This window comes from Kitasatospora sp. NPDC004615, from assembly GCF_042873545.1.
In the GTDB taxonomy this organism is placed as follows: domain Bacteria; phylum Actinomycetota; class Actinomycetes; order Streptomycetales; family Streptomycetaceae; genus Kitasatospora.
This window is the reverse complement of the sequence record NZ_JBIALQ010000001.1, coordinates 1,405,887-1,421,180: the sequence shown is the minus strand read 5'-3', so window position 1 is coordinate 1,421,180 and position 15,294 is coordinate 1,405,887. Positions and strand designations below refer to the sequence as shown.

The window sequence follows — 15,294 nt, the reverse complement described above, 5'->3', positions numbered from 1 at the left end:
CCGCCGCCCCCCCCCCCGCCCGGGGGCCGTGGGGGGGGGGGGGGGGGGGGGCCCCGCGCCCGCGCCCCCCCCCCCCGCCGCGCCCGCGGGGGGGGCCCCGCCCACGGCGGGGACGTATTCGTGGGCGAGGTCGTCGAGGCGGACGGTGTGCGAGACGGGGGACGAGGTCGCCGCGAACGTAGTCGCGGTGGCGGACCCAGGTGGAGTGCGGCCCCGGCGTGTGGGGAGTGCGCGGGGTGGGATCGGCGTCGGTCGAGGTTCGGACGGTGCCGGACGGCCGTCCTTGTCACCGGTGTCGGCGGGCGCGTCGGGGAAGTCGGACGAGCAGTCCTCGACCGGTTGCGCGCCGGGGGCGTGCCGGTCCGGGCGCTCGGGCACCACGACGACGAGCGGGCCTCGGTGCTGCGGGCCGTGGACGGCGTCGAGGTCGGCTGAGCCCGGGCGTGAGCGGAGACCTGCGGTACGACCATCGTCAGGCCGCTCCTCGCATGCGTCGACGGCTCCGGCAGGGTCGCCGGGAGGCGTTCGGTGGAGGCGAGGGCGGCGGGGCCGGTGCCGATCGTCCTGTCCGGTGGTGGAGTCGGTGACCAGGCCCAGCGCGGCCTCGCGGTTCTCCAGGCCTCAGCAGCGGTAGGCACGGGCGAAGTGGGCGGAGACCAGGCGCAGGTACGAGGCGCCGCTGGGTGCGCCCATGGCGAGCAGGGTGGGCGGTTCGGCCAGATGCCCGTGAGGAAGTGCTCGCCGCCGACTCCGCAGGCCGGCAGGCGGACATCGCCGACGTGTGGCGGACGGTTCGTCGGCGCTTGGGCGCCTCGGTGAGATGGTCAGGGGCGTCCGAGGAAGTCGAGCAGCAGAGCGGTCAGTTCCTCGGGGTGTTCCTCGTAGATCCAGTGGCCGGAGTCTGCGATGGTCACGCCGGTGACGTCGGAGGCGTACGCCTTGGCCTGCTCGCCGACGGCTGGGCCGAGGCTGCCCGACGCGCCGATGGCGAGCACCGGCATCGGCAGGGGGGTCTGCCGGAACCGTGCGTTGTCCTGGATGTCCTGCGGGAACACGCGGAACCACGCCAGGCTCGCCCTCAGGTGGGCGGGGTCGCGCAGGTAGTGGGCGCACACCCGGATGTCCTCCGGGGTGACGGCGCCCTTGACGCCCTCCAGGCCGTCGATGAAGCCGGCGATCCAGGTGGTCTCCCGGCCCCGGATCATGTCCTCCGGCAGGCCGTTGGTCACGTTGAAGAACCCGAAGTTCCACACCCCGGGGCCGTTCTTCGTCAGCGCGGGGAACTGGTAGATGCCGTCGTCCGGGATCGGCGCCTCGCTGAGCACCAACTTTCTTACCGTGGAAGGGTATTGCGCGGCGTACGAGTAGGCGACCATGGTGCCGATGTCGTGGCCGACGACCCGCACGTCCTGGTCCTTGCCGAGTGATGCCAGCAGCGCGTGGATCTCGGCGGCCATCGTCTTCTTGTCGTAGCCCGAGGGCGGGGCGTCGCTCTGGCCGGCGCCTGGCAGATCGGGGGCGACGACCGTGTAGTGCTCGGCGAGGGCGGGCATGATGCGGTGCCACTCGTACCAGGTCTGCGGGTAGCCGTGCAGCAGTACCAGGGTCGGGCCGTGGCCGCCGATGACGTAGTGCAGACCGATACCGGCCGCGACGGTGCGGTGCTCGCTGAACCCCGAGGGGAGTCGCTCGCCGGCGGAGGTGGGTTCGGGGGTCGCGGCGGCGCTGGTCGCCGTCGCGCTCGGTGCGACGGCTGCCGTTGGAGCCGCGCCGAACAGTCGGCGGTGGTTGCGGGTTCCGGGCCGGGAGAGTTCCACGCGGTGCTCCAAGGACGCTGATGGACGACGGCTGACGGTGGATCGGTGGCCCCCTGGCGGGGCGGCGCGGACCGGTCTTCGGGGGAGGGTGCTGAACGGGCCGAGGAGCCCGGCGTCGATCCGGAGCGACTTCGACCATGGCGGCGGCGTTCTTGAGCGTGAACTCGTCGACTGCGGCGAGGGCGCCGGTGTATTCGGCGACCACCGGTGCGGCGGCCTGCGCCGCCATCGCGTCGAGGTAGGTCTCGAAGATAGCCCAGGCGTTGCTTGCGGGTCGTGGTTCGCGAAGCGCGGAGCGGGTTCCAGGTTCACCACGTCCTCGCCCGGGAGCGGCGAGGCACCCCGCTCCGCCGGCGGGGGAGTGCGAGTGGACGAGGCGCGTGACCTGTGCCGATCGTTCGCCCGCCGGGTCCGGACGCAGTGGCGGGGCGTCGTACGGACCGCGTGGGTGGTGTCGAAGGCTTCGAGCCGGTAGCGGGCGCACTCGATCGCCGACAGTGGAGAGCGCCCGGTCCGCGCGCGCCGGCGTACGCGCGGGCAGGCCAGGGCCCTGATGGCTCGTTCGTCCGGGCCGGTTGGCGTGCGGGCAGTGGCCGGTGGGGCAGTGGGTGCTGGTGCGCCGTGCGGCGTCCGGCAGGAGGCCGGGCGTGGGGCCAGGCTCGGGAGGGCGGGGGTCTTGGCCTCGGGCGGGGAGGTTGCCTTCGCCCGTTCCCCGGGTGGCGAGGGGTTCGTGTCGGTGGAGGCCGTGACGGCGAGGTGCTGGAGCGGTGGTGATTGGTAAGCCCGTGGGCGGACGGGAGGTGGTGTGCCAGGATGCACATCATGCTTACTGTGGACCGCCACCTCGCCGAGGACGAAGACCTCGTTTACGTCACCCGGCAGCATTGGACGCAGCTCGTCGGCGAGTTCGTCGTGCTGTGCCTCACCTGGGTCGTGGCGGGCGGGATCCTGTGGCTGCTGCCCAGCGGCGAAGGCTGGGGCAGGGTGGGAAGCTACGTGGTGCTCGCCGCGGCGCTGTTCGTCTCCCTGCGGTACTGGCTGATCCCGCTGATGAAGTGGCGTGGCACGGTCTACATCCTCACCACCAAGCGGCTCCACCTGCGCAGCGGCTTCCTGACCAAGACCGGTCACAGCGTTCCGCTCCTCCGGGTGAACGACATCTCGTTCGAGGCTTCGCTGTGGGAGCGGATCATCCGTTGCGGGACGCTCAACGTCGAGTCGGCCTCCGAGCAGGGGATGTTGACGCTGAGGCATGTTCCGGACCCCGAGGGGCTCAAGAACAAGATCTACGAGGCCATGGACGAGGCGCAGGAGTACCAGCACGGGTCCGACGGGATGACCTCCAAGAACCGATGACCGGGGCGGCTCCAGCGGCCCCGCCTCCGCCGCGCCCGGGTGAATCGAGGCGTCGGTGCTTTGGCTGACGGTGTAGGCGCAGCCGGCGATGGTGAAGGACCGGGTCTCCGGCCGGCTGCGGGCGCCGCCGGGATTGTCGGCAGGTGGCAGGGCATCGTGGGGGCAGGCACCGCGGGCCGAAGGTGCACCTGCGTGGTGGCCTCGATGTCGGACGGTGACGGGGCGCGAGCCGGTGCAGCAGATCTCCTGGACGACCTGGTCCGGCACCCCTGCCGGTTTGGAGTAACAGGCCCGGTGGCACGCGTAGTTGGCTAGCCTGGTGGGTGACCGGACGGCTGGGAGGAGACGTCGTGCCCGATGTGGATGTGATCGTCGGTCAGGTCGTGCCGGCGATCGGCGCAGCAGTCGGTGCCTACGGGGTGGAGGTGCTGCGGCGGACGCAGGATGCCGCAGCCGGGGCCACGGTCGGGCTGGGGCAGCGGTTGCTGGCCAGACTGCTGCACCGCGCCCCCGTGCCGGCGCCGTTGGAGGCGGCGGTGGAGGACCTCGCCGAGGACCGGCTGAACCCGGACGCGCTGGCCGCGCTGCGGCTGCAGGTCCGCAGGCTCCTGCTGGCGGACCCGGAGCTGGCCGCGCAGGTGGCCGCCATGCTTCCGCCGGTGCCGGCCGCTTCGCCGGTCCAGGCCGACGGGGAGCGGTCGGTGGCCGTCGGGACCAACCACGGCGGAAGGATCACCACGGGCGACAACTCGCCGATCTCGGGGCCGGAGTGACATCCGCCGGGCCCTGGCCCGGCACGCCCGTCGGGGCCACCGGCCAACGAGCGGTCCTGATCGCCGGGTCGAACTACGGTCAGATCACCACCGGCGACCACTCCCCGATCTCGGGGCCGGAGTGACATCCGCCGGGCCCTGGCCCGGCACACCCGTCGGGGTCACCGGCCAACGAGCGGTCCTGATCGCCGGGTCGAACTACGGTCAGATCACCACCGGCGACCACTCCCCGATCACCGTCACGCGGCTCCCGCCGCTGCGGGCGATCGACGAACTTCCGCCGACCGCGGGGCCGGTGGGGATCCCCGGCCGGGTGCAGTCGTTCGTCGGACGGCTCGACGCGCTGTCCCGAATAGCGCGGGCCCTGGCGCCGGGGCCCGGCGTGGTGGTGCACGCCGTGCACGGTCTCGGTGGCGTCGGCAAGAGCGCACTGGCCGCGCAGTACGTGTGCACCCACGGCCATCGCTACTCACAGGTCGTGTGGCTCGCGGCCGACGACACCCCCGCGATCGCGGCAGGTCTGCGCAGGTTCGCCCTCGCCCTGGAACCCGCCGCGAGCCTGCTGGCCTCCGAGGCGCTGGTCGAACGGGCGCTGGCCTGGCTGTCCGCGCACGATGGGTGGCTGGTGGTGCTCGACAATGCGACGGCGGCCGACAGCCTCGCTCCGCTGCTCGCCGGGATCTCCGGCTCCGGCCGGTTCCTGATCACCAGTCGCAGTTCGGTCGGATGGCAGCGGATCGGGGCCGACACGCAGGTGCTGGAATCGTTGGGCGCGGAGGAGTCGCTCCGCCTGCTGGCCGCGAGTACGGGCCGCGGACCCGCCCCGCCGCCCGGAGGCCGGGAGGTGTGCGAGGCGCTCGGCCACCTGCCACTGGCCGTCGTCCAGGCGGGCGCGTACCTGGCGCAGACCGCCACCGGGGCGCACGCCTACCTCCGGCTGCTCGCCGAGCAGCCCGTCGTGGCCTACAACAGGGGCGACGAGCACACCGACCCGGACCGGACCATCGCCCGGATCTGGCGCATCACACTGGACCGTGTCGCCGACACCCCGTTGGTCGGGGAGGTCCTGCGGGTGCTGGCCTGGCTCGCGCCGACCGGCATTCCCCGCCGACTGCTCGACGGCCTGGCCGCCGAACCGGAACTCGCCCACGCGCTCGGGCGCCTGACGGCATACAGCATGATCGCCCGCCGGTCGGAGGGGCCCGACGGGGGCGGCTTCCTGACGGTGCACCGGCTGGTCCAGGCGGTGGCCCGGACGCCGGATCCGGCGGATCCGCACCGGTCACCGGAGGCGATCGCCAGGGCCCGCACGCGGGCCACCGGTCTACTGGTCGGGGCGATGCCCGAAACCACGAAGGACGTGCGTCACTGGCCCGTCTGGCGATGGCTGACGGAACAGATCGCGGCCCTGGCCGAACATGCGGACCCGGCCACCGACGACCTGAAGACCGCGGCCGCCCTGAACCAGGCCGGGATCTTCCTGGGCTCGCAGGGAGACCTGGCGACCGGAATCGCTTTCGTGAACCGGGCCCGGGACGGATTCCGGAGACTGACCGACCGCGCCGACCCGGACACTCTGGTCTGCACCAACAACCTCGCCGACCTACTGCGCGAGGCCGGTGACGCCAGGCGGGCGATCCGGTTGTTCGAGGACATCCTGGACGATGTGCGCCGGGTCTTCGGCGAGGAGGACCCCAGGACGCTGGGGGTGTGGACCAACCTCGCCGGCGCCCAACTGGCCGCCGGAGAAGCCCACCGGGCGATCGCCGTGCTGAAGCTGACCTTGGACGGCTACCGCCGGGTGAAGGGTGACGGGCACCCCGACACCGTCACCTGTCGTGAAAGCCTGGCTGTCGCGTACAGCGCCGCCGGAGACCTCGCCCGGGCGCTGCCCCTGCTCGACCGCAACCTCGCCGACTACGAGAGGATCCTCGGCCCCGACCACCCGAACACGCTGCACTCCCGCAGCAACGTGGCCACCGCGCAGCTCGCCCTCGGCGACAGCCGGCGGGCGGTTCCCCAGCTGAAGCAAGCCCTTGCCGACAGTCTCCGGGTCCTGGGCCCCGACCACCCGGACACACTGACGATCCGCAACAACCTCGCGGGCGCTTTCGCCGAGGGCGGGGACTTCGCACAGGCCCTCCCCCTGCTCGAACAGAACCTCCACGACCGCCGGCGGATCCACGCCGAAGACCACCCGTCGACCCTGCTGGCCCGTCACAACCTGGCCCACGCCCGACTCGACGCGGGCGATCCGGAAGGGGCGCTGGCGATGCTTGCCCCGGTCGCCGCCGACGCCCGCCGCGTCCTCGGCGAGGAGCACCCCACCGCGCTGCGCATGGCTTCGAGCCTCGCGAACGCCTACGACGCCGTCGCGGAGTACGGGATGGCGATCGAGCTGTACCGGGGGACGCTCGCCACCGCCGTCCGGGTCCTCGGCGAGGACCACCCGGAGGTGCTCATGATCCGGAGCGGCCTCGGCCGCACCTGCGTGATGGCGGAGGATGCCGAGTCTGCGATCCCGCTGCTCGAACAGACGCTGGCCGCGAGCCGGCGGGTGTTCGGCCCGGAGCATCCGATGACCCTGACGGCGCGCAGCGATCTGGCGACGGCGCGGGCCGAGTGCGGGGGCTACGACGCGATCGTCCAGGAGCTGGAACACCTCCTGGCGGACGTGCGGCGGATCTTCGGGGAGGAACATTCGCGCACGCTGGACCAGCTCGTCCTGCTCGCCGACGTCTACGACCTGGTAGGGCTGACCGATCGGGCCGTCACCGCGTGGCGCGCTGCCCGGGCGATCTCCGGGCGGGTCCGCGGCGAGGAGCACCCGGACACCAGGAGGGCCGCCCGGTGCCTGGCGGCGGCGCTGCGCGCAGCCGGGGGCTGACCGGGGCTCAGAGGTTCCGGTAGCAGACGGTGTAGGCCAGGTCGGTGTAGGTCTTAGGGGACCAGGTGCCCCAGCCGTAACGGCCGCAGAATCCCGGGGCGTTGTAGGTACTGGTCCGGCCGACGACGATCACGTTGGCCCGGTCGCAGGGGGCTTTCGTGAAGGTCGCGTGGTTGGCGGGGCCGGTTTGGGCCAGGCACTGGTTCACCACCGCCCGTCCCAGGTCGTCGGGATAGCGCATCTCCAGACAGAGCGTCACGCTCTGGCTGTCCCAGCGGGGGACCGGGAACTGCATGACCTTCTGGGCGCTCGGAGCGGCGCCGCAGAAATTGGCGTCGGCCGGCCCCTGGTGGCGTGCCAGGACGGTGAAGGCGCCAGTTTGGCAGGACAGTTGGACCCACGAGGTGCCGGGCTCGCCGTACACGCACTGACCGGGCCGGGCGTAGTACGCGTCGCCGTGCTCGTACTGGTAGCTCAGGCAGAGGACCAGGTTGTAGCCCGGGTAGGAGAAGTTCCACGTGTCGGCGGGGATGTCGTCGCAGCGGCTCCGGTCCGTGGTGCCCTCGAAGACCCGCAGCACCTTGAACACCCCGTTGCCGCAGTCCGCCGGTTCGAGTCGGACGTCCTGCCCGCTGCCGTCGGCGCCGAAGCACTGACCCGCCCGGGCGGTCCGGATCGGGTCGGGCGGTGGCGCGGTCGGACTCTCGACGGTCGGGCTCTCGACGGTCGGGCTGGGCGGATCCGGCGCCGGTCGAGTCGGCAGGACGGAGGCCGGCGGCACGATCGGCGGCGGCTCCGGGACGACGAAGTGGGACACCGGGGGTTGTGGGGCGGGGTCGGACCGCGGGGTGGAGTCGCCGTCCGACGAGCCGAACAGCAACGCTGCAGCGACCACGATTGCGAGCAGCCAGCCGACGGCCTTGCCGCGTTTCGGAGGCGGGACCGGCGGGACGGTGGTGGGTGGGGTCGGCGCGGGTGCCGGTGCACCACCCGGCCTCACCGGGCCCGGCCCCACCGGGCCCGGTCGTGCCGTGTGCGGTCGGGTGGGTGGGGCCGGCCGGGGTGGGGGCGGCGAAGGGGGCCGCGGCGACGGTGCGGCGGGCTTGGTCGAGGCGTTGACGAGGGCACGCTCCAGGGCGGGGAGCCACTCGCCGGGGGTCGGGCGCGCGTCCGGCCGCGACTGGCTTCCGGTGGCCAGGGCGGCCAGCTCGGGGTCGATGGACGACAGGACCCCGGGGTCCGTCGCGCTCTGGTCCCGGGCGATCAGCCGGATGGCCATCAGTCCGAACTTGAGGGCGTCGCTGTGCGGCGTCGCCTTCTCCTCCCCGTCGTGGCCCTGCCACTCCGGGGTCTCCAGCTGAGGCATCGCGCTGTCGCCCCGGAAGCGCATCGCGTCGCAGTCGAGGAAGAAGCAGGTGGCGGTGGGCCCGGTGGCGAAGAGCACGTTCCTCGGCGACAGATCGCCGACGGCGATGCCGAGTCGGTGCATCCGCTCCAGGGTGCGGGCCAGTTCCCGGAGCAGCGCCAGCCGGTCACGGGGGGTGATCTTCAGGCCGATCCGGGCCACGTAGTCGTCGCTGTTGAGCAGGAACTCGAAGTTGGCGGGTTTGCGTTCCGAACCCACCGGGCTGAGCCCCCGGTAGTCGAACCTGAACCGCTCGGGCACCTTCCGCATCAGGAAGCCGGTGGCGGCGCCCTGATGGGTCACCAGGGCGTCGGGCCAGGCGGCATGTTCGCGCAGCCAACGGGCATCGTCGTCCGGCACCCCCGGGAGGTCGACCATGGACTGCAGCACCCCGGAGCGGAGGGAGGGCAGGACGGCCGGCAGGTACTCCTTGTAGACGGCCGACGCCAGGCCGGCCGGACGGCCGCGGACCGAACGGACCGAACGGACCACGCCCTGGCCGCCCTTTCCCAGCTCCGCGCCCAGGACGAGGTCGGAGAGGCGGACCGTCGGAGCCGGCGAGGTCACGGCAGGGGCCCCGGCTCGGCGACCGGCCAGAGAGCGATCAGTGTCCGGTCGTCGTCGAAGGTCTCCCGGGAGAAGTCCAGGACGTGTGCCAGCCAAGCGGCGGACGGCTCGGTGGCCAACTGCCGGGCGAACAGCGCGCCCACCAAGCCGGTGCCGTCCCCGAGCGGATCGCCGAATCCGTCGGTGCCCACCAACAGGACCTGCCCCGCAGTGAGTTGACAGCCGGCCAGTTCCGCCGGTTCGGGGCAGCGGGGCAGCGGCACCACCGCGTTGGAGACAACCTCCGCGTCCGGAGCCGACTTGGGTGCGAACAGCGCGCGGTACGCGGCATGGTGGAGATCCAGGGCCCAGGCCCCGGAGTCGCCGACCCGGGAGAGGGCCACGTCCAGGCCGCCGGGGACCGGGCACGCCGTCCCCACCACGAGGGTGGTGGCGAGCAGCCGCTCCACCTTCGCCGGGTCGGGGGCCGGGTCGTCGAGCAGGGCTGCGCCGCGTTCGAGCAGGGCGGCGGCCGCGTCGCGCAGGACGGCGGCCCACTCGACAGGGCGCTGACCGGCGTCCAGTCGGTCGAGCACCGCTCCGAGCGCGGACTCGCAGGCAAGCGCGGAACCGAGTTCGGGGACCTCGGCAGCCGACACCCCGTCGGCGACGGCGAACACGATCGTGCCCGAGGCGGCGTGCACGGCCGCCGCGGCCGAGTCCTGGCGCGGCTTGCCGTAGTAACGGTGGGCATTGCCGCGGACGGAGGCCATGCGCAGCTGCGCGCGGGGCGTGGACCAGCCGTCGGACTCGGTGTCCGCACGGTAGCTGCGCCCCTTGGGCGGCCTGGGCTCGAAGACGGCACCGGCGCGGTCGACCACGATCGGTGGCCAGACGGTCGGGTCGGGCGGCGCCTTCGGACGCGGCGGGATCTCCGGCCGTGGTGGCGTCTCCGGCCGTGGTGGCGTCTCGGGGCGAGGTGGTGTGAGGTCGACCGGCGTTGCCGGTGTCCGGGGCTGCGGGCGAGGGTTCGGCAGATTCATGGTCACACCATGTCAATGGGTACGCGCATGATGCTGGGGTCCGGCGGCTTGACGAGCAGTTCGCCGGCGCCCCTCGCCAGCGCACCGCCCGACTCCATCAGACTCTGCGTCAAGGTCTCGAAGAACCCGGTGATGGCCTTCCCCACGTTTGTCCCGGGAACGGCGACGAACGCGAAGTCGGGGCGGGTGGCGATCTCCGCGATCGTCCGCGGCTCGGCCTGGCCCACCCCGAACGCGATGATGTTCGGGGCCGCCCTGGTGATGCTCCGATCGACCAACCGCCCATGCGGCTCCCGCCACGACTCCCCATCGGTGGGGGCCCCGTCGCTCAGGAAGAAGACCACCGGTCGGTGCACCTGGTACCCCTCCTGCTTCAACCGGCGGACGTCGTCGGGGATACGCGCGAGCAGGTCCTCGAAGGCCGCGCCGTAGCAGGTCAGCCCCCGGATGACGAAGCGGGGCAACTGCAGTTCGTTGCGCACGTCGGAGAGCGGCAGGCGTTCCTCGACGTCGTCCGAGAAGCCCAGGATCGCCAGCCGGACCTTCGCCGAGATCATCGGTGCGCCCCGCAGCGCCTCGTGCAGCGAGACCAGGCCGTCTGCCAGTTCCCGTTCGCACACCGCCATCGATCCGGACTCGTCGGCCACCACGTAGGCGGGCAGCAACACGCCCCTGACATCTGGCATCGGTATTTCCCCCTTGCCGCATCCCCACAAGCTTCTGACAGTTGCAGTCGGGTGGCGAGACCGTGGACTCCGCGCACAGGACACCGCGAGGAATCCTCGGCGGCCGGCTCGCCCCGGAGAGAGCGGTCCTGGCGTCGCGTGCGACTCGGGACAGCTCGGCGACACGTGCCAGGCCGTCACCGGAAGCTCAGAAGCCTCCCGTGACGTATCGGGCTGTCGCACCTTGCAGGTACAACTCCACTTGGTCGCGTGAGAAGCCTTCGTGCTTGGCCGTGTACTCGGCGATCAGGCGGGACTGGTAGACGACTCCGTCGTTCACCTGGAATCGGGACTGTCCGGGCGGAGGAGCGCCGGGCCCGATCTGTTCCTTGACGAACACGGCCATCGGCTGCGGCTGAAGGGCCTTCAGTTCCGACGGATGGGCCTGTTGGAGTTGGACCAGGTAGGCGTGGATGTGCTCGACGGGCTCCGAGCCGTTGAACACGTACTCCATGACGTTACGCAGGAACGCGTTCAGCACCCCGAACATCGCCGGCCCGGCCGCCTGGACGTCGGCTTCCAAGTCCCTGGCCTGACCTCCTTCCACCACCATGTGATGGAGGACGCGGTGCGCGGCACGGGCCGCCAAGAACAGCGCTTCGTCTGACGACTTGCCCATGAGTCCCCCCGCCGCCCGGTTCCGCCCTGCGCAGGATGACACACGTCGAAAGCCTGGCACAGGGCATTGGCGGTCCTTCACCGGTTCTGGCGATCCGCCTATGCCTGAGGCAACTGCTCGGCACCATCGGGAGCTGAGTCCGAGCCCAAGCTCAGGGCGCCTCCGAAACCAGTCCGCTCCACCTGAGCCGCCGCCTCTTCGCCTGGATATTTCCGCAATCAGTGCCAAGGGCTACGGTGAGGCCATGCCCGAGCAGACACCTCGCAGATTCCATGGGCGGGTCGCCCTGGTCACCGGCGCCGCCAACGGCATCGGCGCTGCGACGGCCCGGCGGCTGGCCGCCGAGGGCGCCGTGGTGATCGCCGTCGACATCGACGACGACGCCGGCCGGGTCCTGGTCGATTCCCTCGTCCGGGAGGGCGGCCGGGCCGAGTACCGGCACGGTGACGTGTCCGCCGCCGCCGTGTGGGACGGACTGGCCGCACACGTCCGGGACCGCTACGGGCGCCTGGACGTCCTGTTCAGCAACGCCTACACCGTGACCGTCAAGCCGGCCCACGAACTGGCGGAGGACGAGTGGGACCGCCAGCTCGCGGTCACCCTGAAGGGATCCTGGCTCGCCGTGCGGGCCTTCGCCGACCTGTTGCGCGCGAGCGAGGGCTCGCTGGTTCTCGCCTCCTCGGTGCACGCGCTCGTCGGCATCCCGGGCCACCCCGCGTACGCCGCGGCCAAGGGCGCGCTGTGCTCGATGGGCCGTCAACTCGCCGTGGAGTACGGGCCCGAGGTCCGGGTGAACACCGTGCTCCCCGGCCCGATCATGACGGCGGCCTGGGACCGGGTGGACGAGGTCGGCCGGGCGAACAGCGTGGCCGAGACCGTCGCCAAGCGCTTCGGCCGCCCCGAGGAGGTCGCCGCGGCGGTGGCCTTCTTGGCCTCCTCCGACGCCTCCTACATCACCGGTACGACCCTCGTGGTGGACGGCGGCTGGTCCGCCGTCAAAGCTTCCTCCTGACGTGAGCGAAGATCAGTCGCGGCCGTCGCAGCGCACGTGCGGAACGAGGGTCTGTCCGTCGTGTCGCAGGGAGTGCTCCATGCTGCCGAGCAGCTTGGAGAGGGTCCGCTGTTCGTCGGCGTCGAGCGTTGCCAGTAGGCGCTGTTCGCATGCGCGGTAGTGGGCGAGGAGGTGGTCGACGAGGTCGAGGCCGTGTTCGGTGAGCCTGAGGTGGATGATGCGCCGGTCGTGGTCGTCGCGTTCGCGGACGATCAGTCGTTGCTGCTCCAACTTGTCCGCGCGGGTGGTCATTCCGGAGCAGGTGACCAGGTCGAGGGCGGCCAGTTCGCCGGTGGTCAGGCTGTGGGCGGGCCCGGCCTGGCGCAGGGTGACGAGCACATGGAAGCCGGTGGCGGTGAGGCCGTGCCGCTTGAGGAGGGGCTCCAGCCGGGTCTTCCAGAGGGTGGCTATCCGGTACATGCGGCCGAGTGGCTGCGGGGACGGCGCGGCCGGGGGAGGGGTCTCGGGGCGGGGAGCGCGGGCGAGGGTCTTCGGTGTGGTTCGGCCGGGTGGAGCGGGAGTTCTTTCGGGTGTGTGCCGGGGCACGGGGGCCTTCCAGGTGTCGTGCGGGCATACGGGGGCGGTGCACCGGCGGTCCGGCACCGGCGCGGGGCCGGCGTCGGACGGTGCGTGGGCGGGTCAGCCGATCGGGGCGGGTTGCGGTGCGGGTGTGTGGGGCGCGGTGCGGTGCAGGCCCTTACGGTCGTAGAGGCGGGTGATGGCGAGGCCGAGGAGGAGAGAGACGGCGAAGCCGATGCCGACCATGCTCCAGGCCCGTCCCAGTCCGGCCTCGGCCTGGGCGTCGAAGTAGAGGATGGAGCGGACGCCGTCGACGACCTGGCGGAAGGGTTCGAAGTCGGCGAGGAACCGGTAGAACCCGGGCAGTGCCTCAAGGGGGATGGTGGCGCCGGCGGACGGGATGGCCAGGCCGATCAGCACGAGCATGGAGATGATCGGGCCCGGGGTGCCGAAGGCGGCGAGCAGGGCCAGGGCGGTGATGCCCATCGACGCCGTGGCGCAGGTACCGAAGATCCACAGCTGGGGCAGGTGGGAGGCGTCGATGCCGACGACGCCGACGGCGGCGGCCATGGCCAGTGCGGAGGTCGCCATCGACAGGACGACCATGAGGACCGAGCCGACCGCGAAGTGCCGTACCCGGCTGATGTGTTGCACCGGCTTGGTGGTGCGGAACGGGCCCTTTTCGCTGGCGATGTAGCCGAGTGCGGTGTCCAGTTGGGTGTGGATGACGTTGGCGCCCAGCATGCCGCCGAGGACGAGGACGAGGGTGTAGAAGAACGCGCTCAGTCCGAGGCCGCTGTGGTCGCCGAGCGGGTGGCCCTCCTCGATCGCGGCCTTGACCGGGTCGGCGATCATCAGCTGTGCGGCGGCGCCGGGGGCGGCGGGGTGCTCGGTGGAGCCGGAGGCGGCGTGCGGTTGGGCCTGCTGGCTCAGCTGCCGGGTGAGCTCCTGGCCCACCTGGGTGGAGACGGTGTGCACGACCTGGCGGTTGATCTCGGACGCCATGCTCGAGCCGAAGCTTCCGGCGGCGGGGTTGGTCAGCACGGTCATGGTCGGCGGGTGCGGATCGTGCTGGGGCGGGCCGCCGAGGGCGGCCACGGAGGCGGAGAAGTCGTCCGGGATGACGAGCGCGCCGAACACCTTGTCCTTGGCGAGGAGGTCGTCGGCGGTTCGGCGGTCGACCTGCTTCCAGGCGACCTTGCCCTTCGAGCCGGGGTCCTGGGCGATCTGCGGGGTGATCTGCTCGCCCAGGTTGACCTGCTTGCCCGCGACCTGGGTGCCCCGGTCCGCGTTGACCAGTGCGATCGGCAGGTCCTTCATCGAGCCGACCGGGTTGTTGTTGGCGCCCAGGTACAGCAGGGAGAGGACGAACGACAGCAGGCCGAGGATCACCGCGGACGGCAGCCACAGGCTCTTCCTGCGCAGCAGTCCGCGGGCGCTGGCCGAGAGCGCGTGGGGCGGTTCAGACATGGCTCCTCCCACAGCGGTGGCGGGTGGCGGGGGCCTGTTCGTGGGACCCGGGTCCGGTGGGGCGTGGGGCTGGCATGGTGCTCCAGTTGCGATGTCGCGTCGGGGTGGCGCTCAGGGGCGGAAGTGAGCGGTTTCCGGCATCGCGCCTGGCTGGACGCTTGCTAGAAACCTTCACTTTCTAGCTCAATAGTGGCACTACCGAACAGGGGTGTCCATCTGGGGGTCTGGAAGACTGGGCGCATACCGAACAGCCGAGTGAGTGAGCGCATGAGGATCTCCGACCTGAGCCGCCTGACCGGGACACCGGTCGGGACCATCAAGTACTACCTGCGGGAAGGCCTGCTGCCGCCCGGCCGGTCCCTCGGGGCCACCCTGACCCTGTACGGCGACGAACACGCCGAGCGCCTGCGGCTGATCCGCGCCCTGACCGCCCGCGGCGGCCTGTCCATCTCCGCCGCCCGCGACGTCCTCACCGCGATCGACCAGCCGCTCGAACCGCTGGACACGCTCCGCGTCGTCCACTACGCCCTGCCCACTCCGGTCGACGCCGCCGAGACCGACGCGGTCGACGAGCAGGCGCCGCGGGTCGACCAGCTGCTGGAGGCCATGCGCTGGGAGATCTCCGAGGAATCGCCGCACCGCAGAGCACTCGCCGCCAGCCTGATGGACCTCAACCGCCTCGGCATGGAGTACGGCACGGAGGAACTGCTGCCCTACGCCGAACTCGCCGCCGCCGCAGCCCGACTGGACCTCGACCGGCTCGAACACATCGAGGACCGCCTCCGGCTCGCCGAACACGCGGCCATCGTCGTCCTGCTCCTCGAACCCGTCCTGGCCGTGCTGCGCCGCCTTGCCCAGGAGGACGAGTCCCGCCGCCGCGCGGCGTGGGCCCGCACCGGCGACGGAACGGACCCGCGGTCCACGGCACACCCGGAGTAGGTGGCGGTGAGCTCGTCCGGTTCGGCCTCGGGTGCGTCGGCGAGTTCGCGTGCGCCGCCACGCCGGCCTCCGCCGCACCGACACCATCGTTGAAGGCCTCTCCGGGCCGGCCGCCGTGGGTTGTGGAGGGGGCCGCGGCGCGGT

At 72.0% G+C, this 15,294-nt stretch carries 12 protein-coding genes; 5 read left to right on the top strand and 7 right to left on the bottom strand.

Annotation, left to right across the window (positions count from 1 at the left end):
* Window positions 1-824 precede the first annotated feature (824 nt).
* A complete protein-coding gene (locus ACFYS8_RS06285) occupies window positions 825-1,817 on the bottom strand; it encodes an alpha/beta fold hydrolase (protein WP_387636467.1) in 993 nt (330 codons plus the stop codon).
* Window positions 1,818-2,639: 822 nt separating this feature from the next.
* On the opposite strand from ACFYS8_RS06285, the gene ACFYS8_RS06280 reads away from it, so the two are divergent.
* The 3 genes from ACFYS8_RS06280 to ACFYS8_RS06270 all read left to right on the top strand — a co-directional run bounded on the left by ACFYS8_RS06280 (window position 2,640) and on the right by ACFYS8_RS06270 (window position 6,833).
* Window positions 2,640-3,173 carry a PH domain-containing protein gene (locus tag ACFYS8_RS06280; RefSeq protein ID WP_387636464.1) on the top strand — a complete coding sequence of 178 codons (534 nt, stop codon included), beginning with the start codon at window positions 2,640-2,642 and terminating at the stop codon, window positions 3,171-3,173.
* Window positions 3,174-3,523: 350 nt separating this feature from the next.
* Window positions 3,524-3,946, top strand: coding sequence for a hypothetical protein (locus tag ACFYS8_RS06275; RefSeq protein WP_387636461.1), 423 nt, complete (start codon window positions 3,524-3,526; stop codon window positions 3,944-3,946).
* Window positions 3,947-4,067: 121 nt separating this feature from the next.
* Window positions 4,068-6,833 carry a tetratricopeptide repeat protein gene (locus tag ACFYS8_RS06270; protein WP_387636458.1) on the top strand — a complete coding sequence of 922 codons (2,766 nt, stop codon included), beginning with the start codon at window positions 4,068-4,070 and terminating at the stop codon, window positions 6,831-6,833.
* 7 nt (window positions 6,834-6,840) lie between these two features.
* Here the strand turns inward: ACFYS8_RS06270 and ACFYS8_RS06265 are convergent, their stop codons facing one another.
* The 4 genes from ACFYS8_RS06265 to ACFYS8_RS06250 all read right to left on the bottom strand — a co-directional run bounded on the left by ACFYS8_RS06265 (window position 6,841) and on the right by ACFYS8_RS06250 (window position 11,171).
* Complete coding sequence (locus tag ACFYS8_RS06265; RefSeq protein ID WP_387636455.1) at window positions 6,841-8,805, bottom strand: hypothetical protein; 1,965 nt, start codon at window positions 8,803-8,805, stop codon at window positions 6,841-6,843.
* A complete protein-coding gene (locus ACFYS8_RS06260; protein ID WP_387636452.1) occupies window positions 8,802-9,665 on the bottom strand; it encodes a protein phosphatase 2C domain-containing protein in 864 nt (287 codons plus the stop codon). The genes ACFYS8_RS06265 and ACFYS8_RS06260 overlap by 4 nt, the downstream gene beginning before the upstream one ends.
* Window positions 9,666-9,829: 164 nt before the next feature.
* Window positions 9,830-10,513 (bottom strand): VWA domain-containing protein, encoded by a 684-nt coding sequence (locus ACFYS8_RS06255; protein ID WP_387636449.1) that lies wholly within the window; start codon window positions 10,511-10,513, stop codon window positions 9,830-9,832.
* A 187-nt stretch (window positions 10,514-10,700) separates the two neighbouring features.
* Window positions 10,701-11,171, bottom strand: coding sequence for a hypothetical protein (locus tag ACFYS8_RS06250; RefSeq protein ID WP_387636447.1), 471 nt, complete (start codon window positions 11,169-11,171; stop codon window positions 10,701-10,703).
* Window positions 11,172-11,415: 244 nt separating this feature from the next.
* Here ACFYS8_RS06250 and ACFYS8_RS06245 point away from each other — a divergent pair, with 244 nt between their 5' ends.
* Window positions 11,416-12,183 carry an SDR family NAD(P)-dependent oxidoreductase gene (locus tag ACFYS8_RS06245; protein WP_387636444.1) on the top strand — a complete coding sequence of 256 codons (768 nt, stop codon included), beginning with the start codon at window positions 11,416-11,418 and terminating at the stop codon, window positions 12,181-12,183.
* A gap of 12 nt (window positions 12,184-12,195) precedes the next feature.
* Here ACFYS8_RS06245 and ACFYS8_RS06240 read toward each other — a convergent pair whose 3' ends face one another.
* Window positions 12,196-12,642, bottom strand: coding sequence for a MarR family winged helix-turn-helix transcriptional regulator (locus ACFYS8_RS06240; RefSeq protein WP_387636442.1), 447 nt, complete (start codon window positions 12,640-12,642; stop codon window positions 12,196-12,198).
* A gap of 219 nt (window positions 12,643-12,861) precedes the next feature.
* Window positions 12,862-14,211 (bottom strand): YhgE/Pip domain-containing protein, encoded by a 1,350-nt coding sequence (locus ACFYS8_RS06235; RefSeq protein WP_387636439.1) that lies wholly within the window; start codon window positions 14,209-14,211, stop codon window positions 12,862-12,864.
* Between the two features lie 267 nt (window positions 14,212-14,478).
* On the opposite strand from ACFYS8_RS06235, the gene ACFYS8_RS06230 reads away from it, so the two are divergent.
* Entirely contained in the window at window positions 14,479-15,150 is a 672-nt protein-coding gene (locus ACFYS8_RS06230) for a MerR family transcriptional regulator (RefSeq protein WP_387636436.1), read from the top strand.
* Window positions 15,151-15,294 lie beyond the last annotated feature (144 nt).